The organism is Eggerthella guodeyinii, from assembly GCF_009834925.2.
Taxonomy (GTDB): domain Bacteria; phylum Actinomycetota; class Coriobacteriia; order Coriobacteriales; family Eggerthellaceae; genus Eggerthella; species Eggerthella guodeyinii.
The window spans coordinates 99,710-114,736 of the sequence record NZ_CP063310.1 but is presented as its reverse complement, the minus strand read 5'-3'; the positions used below and the strand labels follow the sequence as shown (position 1 = coordinate 114,736).

The window sequence follows — 15,027 nt, the reverse complement described above, 5'->3', positions numbered from 1 at the left end:
CCTTTTCTTTCTTGTGCGCGAACGCTACCCGAGACGCACGCCGTCGGGCACTTCCGCTTCCGGCACGGCCAGCACCGGCACGATGCCGTCCTCGTAGCCGATGTCGTAGATCATGCCCTCGGACACCTCGCCTGCCATGTTACGCGGCGCAAGGTTCACCACGAACAGCGCCTGCTTGCCCGTGAGCTCGGCCGCGCAATCCTCGCGCTCCTCCTTCATGCCCGACAGGATGGTGCGCGTGAAGCCGCCGAAATCAACCGTCATCTTGATGAGCTTCTTCGAGCCCTCCACATCGTCCACCGCCACGATGCGGCCCACACGAACGTCGATCTTGTCCAGGTCGTCGATCGTGATAGGAGGCTTGACCGGCGCGGTTTCAAGGGAATCGGCCATGGGAGCCTCCTACTTCAGCGCGTCGGCCACTTTGCGGGCGGCGGCGGTGATGGACAGGTCGTTCACGTCGACGGTGACCTCGGCGTACTGCTCGTACAGCGGCAGGCGCTCGTCGTATAGCTCGCGCAGGCTCATGCCGATACCGCCCTTCAGCACCACGCCGCGCTCTTGCAGGTCGCTCAGGCGGTTGACCAGCTGGTCGAACGTGATCTTGAGGTACACGACGGTGCCGATCTCCGACAGGTGCTCCATGGCCTCGTCGGAGTACACGGCCGAACCGCCCGTGGCGATGATGGACTTCGATGCCGTCAGGTCGCGCAGGATCTCGTTCTCCACCTGGATGAAGCCCTCAGGGCCGCACGCGTCGATGAGCTTCTGCAGCGTCTTGTCGCAGCTGTTCTGGATGACGAGGTCCGCGTCGATGAAGTCGTAGTTCAGGATCTTCGCCAGCACGATGCCGAGGGTCGATTTGCCGGCGCCGGGCATGCCGATGAGCACGATGTTGTCTTTTTCCGCCATGAGAGTTCCTCCCTTACTGCACCTAGTGGGAGCATTGTATCACGGCAGCTCGACGGGTACCGCCTCCAGTTGAGCGGCCGCGGCGCCCTTGCGTTTCAGCGGGAACATCTCGCTGACCAGGATGGCGCCGAAGATGAGCACGAAGCCCACGATCAGCTTGAACCCCACCTGCTCGCCGTACAGCAGCACGCTGAACAGCACGCCGAACACCGACTCCAGGCTGAGGAACAGCGACGCCTGCGCGGGCGGCACGTGCGCCAGCGCCACGTTCTGGATGACGAGCGCCACGCACGACGCGAAGATGACGAGGTAGGCCATGTTCCAGAAGAACGCGGGCGTGAGGGCCGAGGCAGGCGGGAGCGTTTCGAAGCAGGCCCCGTACGCCACGCCGCACGCGCCGCCGATGAAGAACTGCATCACCGTGAGCACGAGCACGTCGTTCGTCTCCGAGAACTTCGACACGTACACGATGTGCACCGCGAACAGCAGCGCCGACACGAGCGTCATGAGGTCGCCGTAGCCCATGCTGAGCTCGGCGAGCGAACCCTGCAGCGACACCATCCCGATGCCGGCCACCGCCATGACGGCCGCGCCGATGTTGAACACCGTCGGCCGCTTGCGCGCGATGACCCACCACGCGAACGGGACGATCACGCAGTACGTGGCCGTGAGGAACGCGTTCTTGCCGGGCGTCGTGTTGTCCAGCCCGATGGTTTGCACCCAGAACGCGAGGAAGCACAGCACGCCGAGGACGAGGCCCTTTACCAGGTAGTCTTTCGTGAACGCCAGCCGCATGCGTCGCCAGAACACCGCCGCCAGCACCGCGCCCGTAGCCAGGAAGCGGAACCCGATGAGGTACGCCGGCTCCAGCACGTCCACCGCGTCCTTCATCACGACGAAGCTGAGGCCCCAGATGACGGTAGCCACGACAAGCAGCAGCTTGTACACGCTCGCGGGGATGCTCCCGGCTCTGTTGGAAAATCCGCTCATGGCGAGTCAGTATAGCGCCCGCCGCAGGCTGGCGTATCGTTAATCGGTGAGTATCTTGGGGAAGAACGCGCCTATGTGCCGCGAACGAATGTTTCACGTGAAACATTTTGACAGCGGCTGCGGCCTTCTCGCGCGGGAGCGCGGGCGCGCGATCGGCGCGACGCAAGGCGCGGGGCGCCCCGAAGGACGCCCCGCGCGCACAAGGTGAGGTTGCTTATCGAGCGCCGCCTCCGCCGCCGAAGCCGCCTCCGCCGCCGCCGGAGAAGCCGCCGCCGAACCCGCCGCCGCTCGAGAAGTTGCCGCTTGCGCCCGAGATGGCCGCCTGGGCCGTCGACATCGTGTTCGCCATCGACGTGTGCAGCATGTCGCCCACCGAGGGCATCGCGGCGCCGGCAGCCGTGTGGCCGCCCGTGTACCAGAACCACCACGGCATGTACGTCATGCCCATCGAGCCGTCGTACTCGAACAGCTGCGGCATGGTGGTCTGCAGCTGCTTGATGGCCTGGTCGGCCACGCCGAACAGGTAGGCGTACACCATGAACTCGCCCCACACCTTCACGTCGGTGGGAGGACGCTCGTCAAGCGACGAGAAATCGGTCAGCCAGTTGCGCAGCGCCTTGCTCTTGGCGGTCAGCTCGTTGCCCTTCACGCTGCGGCGCGGCATGTAGTTCCCGATGACGCCCAACGCGATGGCCGTGGGAATCATGAAGATCAGCGGGATGAAGTTCGACATGAGCAGCCAGATCGCAACGCCGGCCACGGCCACCACCACGGCGAGCGTGATGAGGTAGCCCTGGTAGCGCCTGCCCTTCGCCTCGAAGAAGTCCTCGCGGTTCGTTGCCGCCGACAGGGCGCCCTGCCAACCCTGCATCGCGTCGACGAATTCCTGCGGGTTGTCCTCGCCATACTTCTTGATGGTGCCGAACCACAGCGCGTCGGCGCCGTTGGCGAAGCGGCCGAACAGCAACCCGAGCGTCTGCTGATCGATCGGATCGGTCACGTTGTCGGCAGCCGGCAGCCTCGTGAGGTAGTAGTCGTCCACGGTCTTCGTGCGGCCGAACACGCCGGGCTCCTCGTAGCTGCCGGAGTCGATGCGGATCGCGCCGATGTGCGCGAGGTGCATGAGCGTGGCCGTGAAGTCGTCCTGGCTCTCGCGATCCCAGCGCCACAGACGGCCGATGGCCGCCGGATGAACGGACGGATCGGGCACGTCGCGCCAGTATTCGCCGGTGAACGAGGGTTTGTATTCGCGTCCGTACTTGAAGTACGCGCGCAGCGCCCATGCGATGAGCAGCACGCAGATCACGCCGCAGCCGATGACGAACGCCAGCGACAGCATGCGGTTGCGGTTCGCCTCGTCGGCCCACGACTGCTCCTCTTTCAGCACCTCGTCCAGGCGGTTCTGGCCCTGGTGCAGCGCCGCGCTCTCGGCCGACAGGTTCGTCAACCACTCCACCGGGAACACGACGCGCGCCTCGGCGTACTGCCCCGCCGCCACATGGGGCACGGTGTACGTCACGGTGCCGTCGGCGTTCACGGTCACCTTGCCGTCGAGCGGGCCGTGGCCCCAGGCGCGCACGTTCTCGCCCGGCACCACCTCGGTGCCCTGCGGCACGGGCAGCGCCAGCGTCATGGTGACGTTGTCGGAATCTTCCTGCCATTGCGAGCCGATGTACTTCCAGTACACCTCGCCCACGTCGTTGTACGCCTGCGCCCCGTTCTCCACCGTGTAGTCAAGCTCGATGATGCGCCGATCGTCCGAGGCGTTGAAGAACACGTACACGCTGTTCATCGGCGCGTCGAACGAGTAGGAATCGTTCCCCGGGCCGCCCGAGTCGCGCCAGCTCAGCACGAACGACTCGCTGGGCAGCGTCGTCCAATCGCCCACCACCGCGCCGTCGGCATCGACGTTCGCCATGCGCACGCCGTTGATTTTGAGCGTCGCGTTCGACGGGAGGCCGTCGAACGTCCACCACACCGCGGTGAAGTCGCCGTCGAAATCGAAGGTGCGCTGCTCGGTCACCTGCAGCGCGCCGTCGGTTTCCACCTGCGCCTGGATATCCACCTTGGGCATGGTGTACGACTTCGCGTGCGCCTGCCCGGGGGCGAGCGCCACGAGCGCGCACGCGAGCGCAACGAGGACCGCGCAGACAAGCGCGGCGTTTCGCCGGGAAAAAGCGAAGGATTCGCGGAGTTGCGAACCGCTCATGTTTTGCATGATCATGCTCCTTGCAACTTGGAGGTGGTCACGGTATCATAGCAAACCGCACCTATTATACCGTGGAGAGCTGACCGAGAGGCCGAAGGTGCTCGCCTGCTAAGCGAGTACACCCCAAAAGGGTGTCTGGGGTTCGAATCCCCAGCTCTCCGCCACCGCATTTCAAACCCTCGCAAGAGGGTTTTTCATTTTCTGCGCCAGCGCTTCACGCGGGAGCCGGGCGTGGTCGTTTTCGCAGCTTTGATGCGGTACGCAGGGTTGTGCCGCAGGAACACGGCGCGGCAGATGCGCGTGACGACGAGCCCGATCAGCGCGGTCAGCAGGAAGCTGAACGCCAGGTCGAACACCGCCTCGTTGCGCTCGAGCCACGCGTACGCGCACACCAGCAGGAAGAACGCCGACACGCCGCCCGTGATGGCCGTGAACATCTTGATGAGCAGTTCCTTCGCCCGGTTCGGGGAGTAGCGCCACGCCGCCACGATGTACACGACGGCGGCCACCACGGCCAGCACGATGAGCATCGGAACGATACGCGACAGTCGAGCGATCACGTAGGGCACTCCTTTCCCAGGTCGGGATGCACGAGCATCCAGCAGCTTGCATTGTCCGCATCATACCAGACCCGCGCGCGCCGACGGCGCATCGACGCGAACAGCCATCTATTCGTCGCTCTTCTCGTCCACGAACGTCGTGAAGAGGTGGCACACCTCGCCCTTCCCGATGGGCTTCACGGCGAACCCGTCCATGCCGGCGTCGAACGCGCGCTGGCGGTCCTCCTCGTAGGCGTTCGCGGTGGTCGCAATGATGGGCGGCCGCACATGACCCGCCGCCCGGTAGCGCTCCACCACGATCTGCGCCGCCTCGAGCCCGTCCATGCCGGGCATCTGGATATCCATGAAGATGAGGTCGAAGCGATCCTCGGGCGCATCCTCCAGCAGGTTGACAACCTCCAGACCGTTCCAGGCGCGCTCCACCGTGGCCCCCGTCGACATGATGATCTCCTCGGCGATCTCGCCGATGATCTCGTTGTCCTCGGCAAGCAGCACGTGCACGTTCGGCCAGGTGCAGGGCTCCTCCGCCGCGACGGCGGCCGGGCTCTCGGCTTCGAGGCTCTGCTCCAGCCGCAGCTCGCACGCCTGGCCCGCGCAGGATTCGAACGGCAGCACCAGCGTGAAGCGCGATCCGCGGCCGCGCTCGCTTTGCACCTGCACGGTGCCGCCCATCAGGTCGGCCAGGTTCTTCACGATGGCCATCCCCAGACCCGTGCCTTCCACGGAAAACCGCGTGGGGACGTCTTCGCGTTCGAACGGGTCGAACATGCGCGACATGAATTCCTTCGACATGCCGATGCCGTCGTCCTCCACGATGAAACGGATCAGGCGCACGCGCATCTCGAAGCCGTCGTGATCGCTCGGCAGCAACGATATGCCGTGCTCCGCGGCGAATCCCTCGCGCTCGTCGCCTTCAAGCTCCTCGACGCCGAAATTCACCAGGCCGTTCGGTTCGGTGTACTTCACCGCGTTGCCCAGCAGGTTGATAAGCACCTGGCACACGTGCATCTCGTCGCCCAGCACGAGGCCGTCTTCCACGTCGACGTGCGTCACGCTGAACGTGAGGTGCTTCGAATCGGCCTGAGGACGCACGATGGAGCCGAGCGTTTCCACCACGCCGCGCACGTCGAACGGCTTGGACACCAGGTCGATCTGCCCGCTTTCGATCTTGCTCATGTCCAGCACGTCGTTCACGAGGTTGAGCAGGTGGTGCGATGACAGCTGCACCTTCTCCAGGCTCTCCATCACGCGATCCCGCTCGTCGGCGTGCTCGAGGGCGATGTCCGTCAGGCCCATGATGGCCGTGAGCGGCGTGCGGATGTCGTGCGACACGTTCGACAGGAAGCGCGATTTCGCCTCACTCGCCTCCTGCGCCGATTGCACCGCGCGGCGCAGGCTTTCCTGCAGCTCTTCCTGCTGCCGGTTCTTGCGCCTGATCACCACGAAGAACAGCACGAGCGACACCATCACGGCGGCCATGAGCACCGTAGCCGTGAATATGGCGTCCTGGCGCGTATCGTTGACCGTCGTGTACAACCGGTCGAACGACTGGGAAGCAGCGTCGATGATCTCGGTGTTGAGATCGAGCATCTCGTCGATGCGCGGATTCACGGCGGTGGCAAGGAACTCGGCGACGGTTTCATCGCTCGCATCGCTCAGGCTTATCGCGATGAGCTGCTCTTGCTGGGTGCAGAACTCCTTGTAGCTGCTGGCCAGCTCGTGCGCCTTGTCGGGGTTGCCGCGATGGCGCTGCTCGATCACCTCAATCGCCTGCCGCAGGTCCTGGTCGATGGAGGCGAATTCCGATTTGACGCTGGCGATGGTCTCGGGCGTGCGCGCGAACGCCAGGCGGTCGTCCAGCGTGCGCACCTGCATCAGCAGCGTTTCGGATCGGCCCGCCGCAACCGTCACCGCGTAGGGATGCTCCTTCAAGTCTTCCGTTTTCGTGTCGATGGCGTTCATGTTCACCAGCAACACGGCGTAAAACGACACGAGCAACGCCATGAGCACGAGGGCCGCGATGAGGTAGACCGGATCCGAATCGAGCACGCGCCCGAACCGGTCGTGCTTCCGCGATGAAACCTTCTTCATGAAACCGCTCCGATATACGGGCGCAGAGTCCACGGCAACGAGACGCCTCCGAGGCGAGCCGCGCGCGCATCCTTGCCCGCATGGTCCCCCATCGAGAGAGCGCAGCGAATCCTACGCGAAAGATTTTCACACGAGCGCCGTGCGCACGGACGCCGGCGCTCGTTGAGCATGCTTAGAACTGCACCTTGGGAGCGACTTCCGCACCGGCCGTCGCGTCGAAGCTGTCGCGCTCCTTGAAGCCCATCATGCCGGCTATCAGCACGGCGGGGAACGTCTGGATCGCCGTGTTGTATTTCATGACGGTGTCGTTGAAGCTTTGACGCATGTAGCTGATCTTGTCTTCGGTGTTGGAAAGCTCGGCCTGAAGCTGCTGGAAGTTCGTGTTCGCCTTGAGGTCGGGGTAGGCCTCGGCCACGGCGAACAGGTTCTTCAGCGCGCCGGTCAGGATGCCGTCGGCCTGCATCTTTCCCTCGGGCGTGGGCGCGTTCATGACGGCGGTACGCGCCTTGGTGACCTCTTCGAGCGTGCCGCTCTCGTGGGCGGCGTAGCCCTTGACGGTTTCGACGAGGTTCGGAATGAGGTCGAGGCGGCGCTGCAACTGCACGTCGATCTGCGCCCAGGCGTTGTCCACCATGTTGCGCAGTTTGACGAGGTTGTTGTACAGCCCGATCACGGCCACAACCAACACGACGACGATGACGAGGATGATGATCAATGGGATGCTCATAGCTCTCCTTTGCTATTACGTAGCTAGCATTCTACCATCGCACAAGCCTTTGAGGAAATACGCAACTATTCGGTAAACCAAACCGTAACACTTATATATCATCCCCCTGACGGAAGCTGCGCATTTCGAGGGTCTTCCCCCTGTTCGTGCTAGGTTCAGCGTACCACGTCGCACGCTCGGCGCGCATCCTCAATCGAAAGGGTCGCAATGTCCACCCCTCATATCGTCACCTCGTTCAAACAACGCAGCAGCGCCGCCAAGGTGTCGGTGGTGGCGTTGTTGCTGCTGCCGCTCATCGGATTGGGCTGCGTGCTGTTCCCCGGCGACATCGTGCGGGCGCTGCCCTACCTGCTGGGCGTGGTCATGGCGGTGTCGGGCGTCGCGAGCATCGTAGCGGGCGTGCGGACCAGGCGCATCGAGGGCGGCAAGCACAGCATCGGAACAGGGCTGGTCATGAGCGTGGTGGGCGTGGTCGCGTTCTTGCAGGGAAGCGACTCCATCAGCTACATCGGCGTCATTTGGGGCGTGTTGGGCCTGCTGAAAGCCGCGCACGGGTTCGACGACACGCTGCGCCACGCGGCCGCGCACGAGCGCTTCGCCTTCATCTTGGCGTTCGCCGTGTTCAACCTCGTGGTGTCGGTGCTGCTCGTGCTCAACCCGTTCGGGAGCATCGACCACCACATCATCGTGCTGGGCGTGGAGCTGCTGGCCTACCCCTTCCGGCTCGTGCTGACGAAGCGGGGCATGCGCGTGGAGGCGGACGCCGCCTAGCCCCCCCCCGCGATCGGCGGCGCGTTAGCGGTTCGGCACCACGGCCGCGCGCGTCGGGCCGAACGTCGTGGCGCGCGCCCACCAGCCGCGCATGCGCGCATCGGCGGCCACGCGGCCCGCGTCGGCGAACGAGGGGCACTGCACGAACACGGCCGAACCGCTGCCCGACATGAGCACACGCTGCACGTCGGCGCGCGCGGCGGCCCACGTGCGAATGTCCACGAGCTCGGGAAGCAGCTGCTCGGACACGGGCACCAGGTTGTTGCACAGCGGCACGTCCGCGGCATGCGTCGCGGCGAGGGCGGCGTCGCGGCTGGCTTCCGGGATGATCGTGGGATGCTCGTCGAACGCGCGGTACGCGGCGGCCGTGGACACGCCGCCCTCGGGCTTCACGAGCACCACATTCGTGTTCATGGGTGTCAGCGCGTGCGCGAACACGTCGCCCACGCCGGTGAAGCACGCGCAGCCTCCGTGCAGGAAGAACGCCACGTCGGCGCCCAAGGCGCGCGCCGCTTCCTCGATGCGCGGGTCGTCGGCCGGCACGCCCCACAGGTGCGCCGCGCCCAGCAGCGCCGCGGCGGCGTCGGAGGAGCCGCCGCCCAGGCCGGCCTCGGCGGGGATGTGCTTCTCGATGCAGGCGACCACCATCTCGTCGTTCGCGCGGCCCAGCTTGTCGGCCAGCAGGCGCACGGCCTTCGCCACGATGTTACGCCCCACGGGCACGTCGAGCTGCGCGAGCCCTTCGCGCGCGACGCACGCGAGGTCGAGCGACAGCCCCTCGCCGCGACCCGGCGCCAGCTTCATGCGCAGCACGTCGTGCAGCATGAGCGCGTGCATGATGCTGACGGCGTCGTGGTAGCCGTCCGGGCGCTTCGCGCCGATGTCGAGGAACAGGTTCACCTTCGCCGGCGCCACCAGCTTGACGGCGTCGGGCCCGGTGAAGCCTGCGATGTCCACACCCTGCGCGCGGCGCGCCACCTCCAGCATGTCCACCGCGTGCTCGTCGTTCGCCAGGCGCTCGGCGCGTCGTTCATCGCTCGTCAGCGTCATGAGGCAGTCCCCCGTTTCTTCCTTTTCTTCGCGAAGAAATCCCGCAGCAGTCCGGCGCACTCGTCGCCCAACACCTGCGGCGTCGCTTCGAACGTGTGGTTGAGGCGCTCATCGGCGTTGACGGCGTACAGCGTGCCGAGGGCGCCCGCCTTCGGATCGGCGGCCCCGTACACGCAGCGGTCGACGCGCGCCTGATGCATGAGGCCCGCGCACATCACGCACGGCTCCAGCGTCACGTACACCGTGCAGCCGGTCAGCCGCCAGACGCCCAGATGCTCGGCCGCCTGCTTGAGCGCGATGAACTCGGCGTGCCCGGCGGGGTCCTGCGTCGTCTCGCGCAGGTTGCACGCGCGCGCGATCACCTGCGGCTCGGCCAGGGAGCGGCGCGTCGCGGGGTCGATGGGCTCGTACACCACGACGGCCCCGATGGGGACCTCGTCCAGCTCTTCGGCGCGGTGCGCCTCCTCGATAGCCATGCGCATGTAGTCTTCATCAGTCATGCGGCTTATTATAGGCCAAAAAAGCGTCGAGCTCGTCCTCCTTGCCGTACGGAGCCAGCAGCTTACGCGCCACCGTACACGCCATCGGGCGCAGCGCAGGGCGAAACACCAGCATGGAATCCATCTCTATGGGAGCATTGATAAGAGGGCGCATACAAACCTGATCGGTGACCAGCGATTTCGCGTATTCCGTTTGAATGATGAAACAATCCTCGCTGGTAGACACCTGGGCAAGCATGAGGTTCTTATCATGAACGAGCAGCTCCACGTTGATGCCGCGGTTTCGAAATGCCGTCTCGTACAGCCGGCCTTTGTAGGGACTTGTTTGGATGACGGTTTTGCCCTGCAGATCCGTCTCGAAGTCGACGTATCTCTTTCGCGCCAACGGGTCGCTGGCCGCCAGCAGGATGGACAGGCCGTCGTCGAGCAGCTTGATAGCCGGGATTCCCAATTCTTCAGGCGGCTTGATGGAAAACGCAAGCTCCATCTCGCCTGCGGTGATGGCTTCCCAAAACGCATCGTGATCGCCGTCAACCACTTCGATCCTTATACGCGGGTCGTCTTGGAAGCCGGCCAACAACTCCCGTTTCTGATGGTATCCCACGTACATGCTTAGCAATCCAACGCGCACCAGCTCGGGCTCCGTCCGATCAACCGCGCGAATATCGGCCACGCACGCATCCCACAATCGATCTTCCTCATGCAGATAGCGCAACAGAATTCTTCCCGCCTCGGTAAGCTCGACCCCTTTCTTGCCGCGAACGAACAGCTGCACATCCAGTTGCTTCTCCAAGCTGTTCATGCTTTTCGACAGCCCCTGCCTCGACAGATAGAGCAACTGAGCGGCTTGCGTAATGTTGCCCGCCGAGCAGAGCGTGCAGAAATACCTTCTCTGATCGATATCCATACGGAACTTCGCCATCATCATCTCCCCCGCCCGCAGCGTCCGCGCATCCCCGCAGCCGACCTCGCACCACGCAGCGGCACGGCCGGCCTCCCCTGGTTCCAGTATAGGCAAAGTGCTTGCTCTTGGAGCTGGCGAGGTTTCGGCCCGTGTGGCGAAGGGCTGATACTGCGCAGTCAACAATGCTCTGACGTGGGATTATGCCTATGCGCCGACTGAGGGTTGACGCATTGCGGCATGCAAGAGTTTCTTTTCGTCCCCGCACGCCGAACGTATAGTGCCCGTAGCGGGCGGGGAGCCCGCACCACACGAGGAAGGGGATCATCATGGGGAATCTCACACGGAGGGATCTGCTGAAAGGCTTGGGGCTCGGCTCAATCGCGCTCGCTTCGGGCGGAGCGCTTGCCGCATGCGCGCCCGCAGGCAAGGCGGACGAAAGCGGCACGAGCGCTCCCTCAGCAAGCACGGGCTACCAGTTCGCCAAACGCATGAGCGACCTCAGGGATATGACGCAATCCGAGACGGACGTGCTGGTCATCGGCGGCGGCGGAGCAGGCCTCTGCGCTGCACTGAGCGCTGCCGAGCAGGGAGCGCAGGTGGTTCTGTGCGAGAAGATGAGCGTGCTGGGCGGGGCCACCATGCTTTCAAGCGGGAAGATTCCCGCCGTGGGCACCAAGCAGCAAACAGACATGGGCGAAAGCGACAGCGTCGGCGCGTGCGTCATCGACATCATGCGCCCGAGCAATTACAGCGTAAGACCCGACCTAGTCCACACCGTGACCGAGCAGTCGAAGGACATCGTCGAATGGACCGAGAAGCACGGTGCCGTTTGGGGCATCGACGAAGCCCTCTACTACGGCCAAACGGCGCACCGCATGCATACAACCGTCGATGCCGGCAAGGGGCTCACCGACGCGCTCATCGCGAGCATGGACTCCGACAGCCGCATCACCCAGATGCTGTCATGCGAGATACAGGGCCTCGTGCTTGCGGACGACGACGATCGCATCGTGGGCGCATACGGAAAGAGCGGCAAGAACAACCTGGCCATCATTGCGAACAACACGGTGCTGGCGTCAAGCGGATTCGCCAACAACCCCGACATGCTGGCACAGTACTGCCCCGAAGCCGTGGACTCGTTCAAAATGGTAGCTCCCGGCGCTACCGGCGAGGGCATCCTATGGGCACAGGAGCTGGGAGCCAACCTGCAGAATATGGGCGCCTACCAGGGTCACGCATTCCACGGCGTAGACAACGACCAGACGCTCGAGCAGGGCGTAGCCAACAACGGCGGCATCATGGTGAACCAGGAAGGAAACCGGTTTGCCAGCGAATACACCGGCTATTCCGAGCTGTCGCCCCACGTCATCGCGCAGACCGACCACATCGCCTACCTCTGCTTCACTGACGTGCAAATCGCAAAGAGCGCAAAGTACGCGGAATGGGAGGAAGCCGGCATCGTGCTGAAAGGAGCAACCGGCAGCGAATTGGCCGCAGCGATCGGCGCAGATGCCGCGACACTAGAAAAGACGATCGCCGAATACCAGACCGGCATCGAAAAGGGCGAAGACAAGTTCAACCGAGCGCATCTGCCGGAAAGCTTCGACGGTCCCTACTATGCAGTAAAGGTCACCGGCGAGATTCGCCACACGCAAGGAGGCATGGCAACCGATGTGGCCGGCCATGTGCTTCGCGCTGACAAGAGCCTGATCAAGGGACTGTACGCAGCCGGAGGATGCACGGAAGGCTTTTCTTCCCGCGGCGGGGCGGCGTACATGAGCGGCAATGGGCTCATCCAGGCGCTCGTTTTCGGCAAGCTGGCCGGAGCAGCAGCCGCAACGGAAAGCCCCGATTCCGCAACCCTTGCAACGTGGACCAAAAGCGAGAAGGACGCGTACAAATAGGCAAGTCGAAGCGGAGGGACCATCGCGCGCCGAGGCCCCTCCGCCAGGGAACGCCTCAGCGACATGACGAGTCGACATTCGCTGCTCCAACATTTTCTTGTCGCATTGCGAATTGCCGCATGCTATTCTAACTGCTGCGCATCTATGCGCTCCTCTATGCGGAGGCGTGGCCGAGTGGTTGAAGGCGGCAGTCTTGAAAACTGTTAAGCCGCAAGGCTTCGTGGGTTCAAATCCTACCGCCTCCGCCAGAAACGCAACGCGCCCGGCAGCCAATGGCTCCGGGCGCTTTTCTGATTCGTGCGACCTCGCGATCATTCCCCAAGCGAATCAACCAACTGGGCCATGGCAAAATGCGCATAGTGCCTGAACTGATCATCGTCCATGGTCGGATAGGTTGTCTGGGGTTTCTGGGAGAGCAGGAGATCGACGCCCTCGGAGTCCATCGAGGAGAAGCGCGGCGTCAGATACCCGCAAGCCTTCTTCCCCAGGCTCTCGTGAGCTCTCGCCAAATCGCGTACTTCCCCAAGCGATGCCTCTTTCCATGCGGGAAACGCATCGAGCACGTAGAATACGTAGTACAGATCCTTGGCCGTTTTTACCCGCTGGCGTCGTCGAGGTGCCGTCAGAACCTTATGAAAGATGTACGCAGCCGGCCTCGGAATGCGCACGGAACGCCCCGAGGCGTATCCCAACTCGCTCAGAGAAATTACCCAGGGATCGTCCATCAAGAGGCCGACATGCCGTAATGCCTGCGCGTTGATCGAGCCTATTTTCTTCGTCTCCTCGCGATTGCCCGGCTCGTCCGTGATGAACTCTATTTCCGCCCTCGCACCGCGAGGCAGCTCCTTCACGTACTTAACGACCGGAGGATTATGCAGAGACGCGAACTCGAGGTCGAACCCCGCATCCAGTATAGCGTCGTTCAAGGCAAGACCCTCCTCGATGAACCGGCGACGCGGCACTACTGCATCGAAATCGTACGTCATAAGCGGCTCTTGGAGAGCTCGGCCGTCGTATATCTTTCCATACAGATACGGCACCCAACCGCCAGCGATAACCAGCTGATCGAGATAGGGGCCCAACGTAGTAAGGCACTCCTCGAGCACGACGTCCATTATCGAGCTCATGCTGAATCTCCTTCGACGATAGGAAGGATCTTCCGTTCGAACAGATGCTCGGCGGCTTCGAGCCCTCTTTTCTTCTCGCAGCGCACATCGAGATAAAGCTGTATGTCCGAAGCAACGGGGACGTCGTCTACGCAACGGCTTCCGTAGAAAGAGGAGATCGAATAAGGGGGCTGAATGAGATTGATGTTCGCGCCTCGCTCGACCGGTTTGGCGCCCATACGCTCAAATGCATCCGCAACCGCTTGCCGGTCATTAGCAAGTACATCGATCGAATCGAACAAAGCGTAGGGATCGACGAGATAGGCTCCGGCCCGGCCCGTGATCACTCCTCGATCAGCCAGCCTTGGCCCCATTTCCCGCGCAAGATCCGCCATGTCGGCTGCGGGATAGTACCACCCCTCCTTGGGTGCTCTCGCATGTACGCGTCGATACGAAGCGACCCACTCCTCAAGGAACAATGCCCTGTCAACCAGCCTCACACCCTGATCATCCCGCTTTGCATAGCACTCTTGAACAAGGGCGGCGACCACCTTCGATACGTATCCGGGCGTAAGGCTGAACCCTTGCTCGTCCAATAATGCGCTTATCTCGCGAACGCCCCGCTTCTCCCCCGGAAAAAGCAACCGGGAAACCAACGTGGCTTTATCTGCGAATACATTTTGCGTTTCCTTTTTGCCGATCGAGCGATCGGGCCGATAGCCTCTCCTGTCGATAAGGATCGTATCGGTGTCGATCCACGCATTGCCCGCACCATCGATGAATCCGATGGAGCCCTCTCGCAGCATGGCTTGCATATTGTCGGACAAATACGGTGCCAGAAGCAGCATCGCATGGCGGTCGCCTTCAGGAAGCGGCACCTGTTGAAGATAAGCGATCGCACCCTGCAAAGCGGCGAGACTAGGCGTATGCTCTTTGATCTCGAAATAAGCGGGGAAACCCCTCTCCCGTCCGAAAGACACGTATCCTTCAGCATCGATTCTGAACGATCTTGCCTTTTGAAGAGGCTTTTCCAGGAGAATGTCCGTCACTTTACCATGAGGCAGAGCGCGGGCAACGTACTCTTCTATGATGTCGATAGTATCTTTCATAGATGTTTCCTATTTCATAGATGTTTCCTATTTTAGAAACATACTATCACAGGAAACATGCTGCTGTGATCCCCGTTTAAACGATTTGACAGCGCGCCCAAATAAGCGACATCTGGGCACGCGAGCAGCAGTGCGCATCGCATTAGCGCGGTTGCATTGCCGCGGCGGCGTTGTCTTCGCTACCGCCCCATTCC

At 63.0% G+C, this 15,027-nt stretch carries 14 protein-coding genes and 2 tRNA genes; 4 read left to right on the top strand and 12 right to left on the bottom strand.

What is annotated here, in order from left to right; translation table 11 throughout:
• Positions 1–24: 24 nt before the first annotated feature.
• From GS424_RS00530 to GS424_RS00515, 4 genes are all read right to left on the bottom strand, one after another.
• Entirely contained in the window at positions 25–393 is a 369-nt protein-coding gene (locus tag GS424_RS00530; RefSeq protein ID WP_160940746.1) for a tRNA-binding protein, read from the bottom strand.
• 9 nt (positions 394–402) lie between these two features.
• The gene (locus GS424_RS00525) at positions 403–912 is read right to left on the bottom strand and encodes a shikimate kinase (protein ID WP_160940747.1); all 510 of its coding nucleotides are present in this window, start codon (positions 910–912) and stop codon (positions 403–405) included.
• Positions 913–951: 39 nt separating this feature from the next.
• Positions 952–1,902, bottom strand: a complete 951-nt coding sequence (locus GS424_RS00520; RefSeq protein ID WP_160940748.1) for a DMT family transporter — start codon at positions 1,900–1,902, stop codon at positions 952–954.
• 214 nt (positions 1,903–2,116) lie between these two features.
• Positions 2,117–4,120 carry a DUF2207 domain-containing protein gene (locus GS424_RS00515; RefSeq protein ID WP_160940749.1) on the bottom strand — a complete coding sequence of 668 codons (2,004 nt, stop codon included), beginning with the start codon at positions 4,118–4,120 and terminating at the stop codon, positions 2,117–2,119.
• A gap of 64 nt (positions 4,121–4,184) precedes the next feature.
• Between GS424_RS00515 and GS424_RS00510 the strand changes: the two genes are divergently transcribed.
• Positions 4,185–4,275 (top strand) — tRNA-Ser (locus tag GS424_RS00510).
• 30 nt (positions 4,276–4,305) lie between these two features.
• On the opposite strand, the gene GS424_RS00505 is transcribed toward GS424_RS00510, so the two are convergent.
• From GS424_RS00505 to GS424_RS00495, 3 genes are all read right to left on the bottom strand, one after another.
• Positions 4,306–4,671, bottom strand: a complete 366-nt coding sequence (locus tag GS424_RS00505) for a guanylate cyclase (protein ID WP_160940750.1) — start codon at positions 4,669–4,671, stop codon at positions 4,306–4,308.
• A 108-nt stretch (positions 4,672–4,779) separates the two neighbouring features.
• Positions 4,780–6,762: a hybrid sensor histidine kinase/response regulator gene (locus GS424_RS00500; RefSeq protein WP_160940751.1), complete on the bottom strand. Its 1,983-nt coding sequence runs from the start codon at positions 6,760–6,762 to the stop codon at positions 4,780–4,782.
• 172 nt (positions 6,763–6,934) lie between these two features.
• Positions 6,935–7,489: a LemA family protein gene (locus tag GS424_RS00495; protein ID WP_101721164.1), complete on the bottom strand. Its 555-nt coding sequence runs from the start codon at positions 7,487–7,489 to the stop codon at positions 6,935–6,937.
• Between the two features lie 207 nt (positions 7,490–7,696).
• Here GS424_RS00495 and GS424_RS00490 point away from each other — a divergent pair, with 207 nt between their 5' ends.
• Positions 7,697–8,260, top strand: coding sequence for a DUF308 domain-containing protein (locus GS424_RS00490; protein ID WP_154332679.1), 564 nt, complete (start codon positions 7,697–7,699; stop codon positions 8,258–8,260).
• Between the two features lie 24 nt (positions 8,261–8,284).
• Here GS424_RS00490 and ispE read toward each other — a convergent pair whose 3' ends face one another.
• From ispE to GS424_RS00475, 3 genes are read right to left on the bottom strand one after another with little or no spacing between them, the layout of a single operon-like run.
• Positions 8,285–9,310 (bottom strand): 4-(cytidine 5'-diphospho)-2-C-methyl-D-erythritol kinase, encoded by a 1,026-nt coding sequence (gene ispE, locus GS424_RS00485; protein ID WP_160940752.1) that lies wholly within the window; start codon positions 9,308–9,310, stop codon positions 8,285–8,287.
• Positions 9,307–9,810 carry a nucleoside deaminase gene (locus GS424_RS00480; RefSeq protein WP_160940753.1) on the bottom strand — a complete coding sequence of 168 codons (504 nt, stop codon included), beginning with the start codon at positions 9,808–9,810 and terminating at the stop codon, positions 9,307–9,309. The genes ispE and GS424_RS00480 overlap by 4 nt, the downstream gene beginning before the upstream one ends.
• The gene (locus tag GS424_RS00475; protein WP_244977627.1) at positions 9,803–10,828 is read right to left on the bottom strand and encodes a LysR family transcriptional regulator; all 1,026 of its coding nucleotides are present in this window, start codon (positions 10,826–10,828) and stop codon (positions 9,803–9,805) included. Before GS424_RS00475 ends, GS424_RS00480 begins: the two co-directional genes overlap by 8 nt.
• A gap of 212 nt (positions 10,829–11,040) precedes the next feature.
• Here GS424_RS00475 and GS424_RS00470 point away from each other — a divergent pair, with 212 nt between their 5' ends.
• Both GS424_RS00470 and GS424_RS00465 read left to right on the top strand, forming a co-directional pair.
• A complete protein-coding gene (locus GS424_RS00470; protein WP_160940754.1) occupies positions 11,041–12,618 on the top strand; it encodes an FAD-dependent oxidoreductase in 1,578 nt (525 codons plus the stop codon).
• Between the two features lie 160 nt (positions 12,619–12,778).
• Positions 12,779–12,866, top strand: a tRNA-Ser gene (locus GS424_RS00465).
• A gap of 63 nt (positions 12,867–12,929) precedes the next feature.
• On the opposite strand, the gene GS424_RS00460 is transcribed toward GS424_RS00465, so the two are convergent.
• Both GS424_RS00460 and GS424_RS00455 read right to left on the bottom strand, forming a co-directional pair.
• A complete protein-coding gene (locus GS424_RS00460) occupies positions 12,930–13,745 on the bottom strand; it encodes a GSU2403 family nucleotidyltransferase fold protein (protein WP_160940755.1) in 816 nt (271 codons plus the stop codon).
• Positions 13,742–14,833 (bottom strand): type IV toxin-antitoxin system AbiEi family antitoxin, encoded by a 1,092-nt coding sequence (locus GS424_RS00455; RefSeq protein ID WP_160940756.1) that lies wholly within the window; start codon positions 14,831–14,833, stop codon positions 13,742–13,744. The genes GS424_RS00460 and GS424_RS00455 overlap by 4 nt, the downstream gene beginning before the upstream one ends.
• Positions 14,834–15,027 lie beyond the last annotated feature (194 nt).

What these genes read in the sequence shown, in the direction of transcription:
- GS424_RS00530 (WP_160940746.1), bottom strand. Translation starts at nt 393, where the DNA reads ATGGCCGATTCCCTTGAAACCGCGCCGGTCAAGCCTCCTATCACGATC.
- GS424_RS00525 (WP_160940747.1), bottom strand. Translation starts at nt 912, where the DNA reads ATGGCGGAAAAAGACAACATCGTGCTCATCGGCATGCCCGGCGCCGGC.
- GS424_RS00520 (WP_160940748.1), bottom strand. Translation starts at nt 1,902, where the DNA reads ATGAGCGGATTTTCCAACAGAGCCGGGAGCATCCCCGCGAGCGTGTAC.
- GS424_RS00515 (WP_160940749.1), bottom strand. Translation starts at nt 4,120, where the DNA reads ATGCAAAACATGAGCGGTTCGCAACTCCGCGAATCCTTCGCTTTTTCC.
- GS424_RS00500 (WP_160940751.1), bottom strand. Translation starts at nt 6,762, where the DNA reads ATGAAGAAGGTTTCATCGCGGAAGCACGACCGGTTCGGGCGCGTGCTC.
- GS424_RS00495 (WP_101721164.1), bottom strand. Translation starts at nt 7,489, where the DNA reads ATGAGCATCCCATTGATCATCATCCTCGTCATCGTCGTCGTGTTGGTT.
- GS424_RS00490 (WP_154332679.1), top strand. Translation starts at nt 7,697, where the DNA reads ATGTCCACCCCTCATATCGTCACCTCGTTCAAACAACGCAGCAGCGCC.
- ispE (WP_160940752.1), bottom strand. Translation starts at nt 9,310, where the DNA reads ATGACGCTGACGAGCGATGAACGACGCGCCGAGCGCCTGGCGAACGAC.
- GS424_RS00480 (WP_160940753.1), bottom strand. Translation starts at nt 9,810, where the DNA reads ATGACTGATGAAGACTACATGCGCATGGCTATCGAGGAGGCGCACCGC.
- GS424_RS00470 (WP_160940754.1), top strand. Translation starts at nt 11,041, where the DNA reads ATGGGGAATCTCACACGGAGGGATCTGCTGAAAGGCTTGGGGCTCGGC.
- GS424_RS00460 (WP_160940755.1), bottom strand. Translation starts at nt 13,745, where the DNA reads ATGAGCTCGATAATGGACGTCGTGCTCGAGGAGTGCCTTACTACGTTG.
- GS424_RS00455 (WP_160940756.1), bottom strand. Translation starts at nt 14,833, where the DNA reads ATGAAAGATACTATCGACATCATAGAAGAGTACGTTGCCCGCGCTCTG.